Source organism: Pseudomonas sp. Irchel 3E19, from assembly GCF_900187585.1.
GTDB classification, from domain to species: domain Bacteria; phylum Pseudomonadota; class Gammaproteobacteria; order Pseudomonadales; family Pseudomonadaceae; genus Aquipseudomonas; species Aquipseudomonas baetica.
This window is the reverse complement of the sequence record NZ_FYDT01000105.1, coordinates 1-1373: the sequence shown is the minus strand read 5'-3', so window position 1 is coordinate 1373 and position 1373 is coordinate 1. Positions and strand designations below refer to the sequence as shown.

Below are 1373 nucleotides of genomic sequence, written 5' to 3'. Positions count from 1 at the left end.
GAGAGTGTCAGATTTTTTGTGTGCGGGCTGGTAATGGCCTGCCGTTAGGCAGGCCTTCATTTCACCAGTTTGACCTGATGAATCGATCTCCGTACAAAATCGCAAACTGATTCATAGCGTTTTTCCAGTCATGGGCTGCACTGCCCCAGTTGGCGGTGATGTTTTGCAGTGCCAGCCAGATCAGTTTTGTCGCGGCTTCATCGGTTGGAAAGTGGCCTCTTGTCTTGATGATCTTGCGCAGCTGCGAGTTGATACTCTCGATGGCATTGGTGGTGTAGATCACCTTTCGTATGGCCGGCGGGAACACAAAGAACGGGATAACTCGATCCCAAGCGCGTCGCCAGGCTGCAACCACAGTTGGATATTGCTTGCCCCAAGGGCCCGATTCGAAGGCATCCAGAGCTTGCTCGGCGACGTCAGCGTTGAGTGCTTGATAAATCGGTTTCAGGGCCTTGGCCAGCTCACGACGCTTGTCCCATGCTGCGTAATCAAGGCTGTTGCGGATCAGGTGCACGATGCATGTCTGCAACGCCGTCTGAGGGAACACTGCACTCAAGGCTTCAGGCATGCCTTTGAGACCGTCCGTTACCGCGATCAGGACATCTTCGACCCCCCGGGTTTTGAGGTCATTGAAGACTTTCATCCAGAATTTGGCGCCCTCTGTGTTCTCAATCCAGATGCCCAGAATATCTCGAGTGCCGTCCGGTAGTACGCCCAGAGCAAGGTAAATCGCCTTGTTGCGAACCACGCCTTCATCACGGATTTTAACCCGCAGCGCATCGAAGAAAATGACCGGGTACATAGGTTCGAGTGGCCGTTGCTGCCACGTACCGACTTCCTCCAGAACAGCGTCGGTAACGGTGCTGATGAAGTCATGGGAGACGTCTGTTGCGTACTGCTCCGAGAGAAAGGCACGAATCTCGCGAACGCTCATGCCGCGGGCATACATGGCAATGATCTTGTCATCAAAGCCGGTAAAACGGCGCTCATGTTTGGGGATCAGAATCGGAGAAAAACTGCCGTCGCGGTCTCTGGGAATATCCAGGCGCAACGGGCCGTCATCTGTCAGCACGGTTTTTCCGCTCTTGCCGTTACGCTGGTTACTCGAATCCTCAGGGCGCTCCGCGCCCTGAGGATAGCCAAGATGAAGTCCCAATTCGGCGCCAAGGGCACGTTCGATAAGCGCCTTTTTGAACGCCATCGCAGCATCCTGAATAGCTTCGGCACTCATCGACTCACTGAGGAACTGGTCGATCAGCTCTTTTGGAATGGACGGAAGGTCACGCTTGGCCTCACGGGCCGGTTTCTTTTTGGTTGGCATACATGCACCTCTGCAGCATGTTATGCCCGAACACAAAATTAATGACACTCCC

General features: G+C 54.2%; 1 protein-coding gene. It reads right to left on the bottom strand.

What is annotated here, in order from left to right:
- Positions 1-61: 61 nt before the first annotated feature.
- Positions 62-1321, bottom strand: coding sequence for an IS256 family transposase (locus CKW18_RS29560; RefSeq protein WP_095191981.1), 1260 nt, complete (start codon positions 1319-1321; stop codon positions 62-64).
- Between the last annotated feature and the right edge of the window lie 52 nt (positions 1322-1373).

Coding starts and splice junctions, on each gene's coding strand:
- CKW18_RS29560 (WP_095191981.1), bottom strand. CDS start 1,321: ATGCCAACCAAAAAGAAACCGGCCCGTGAGGCCAAGCGTGACCTTCCG.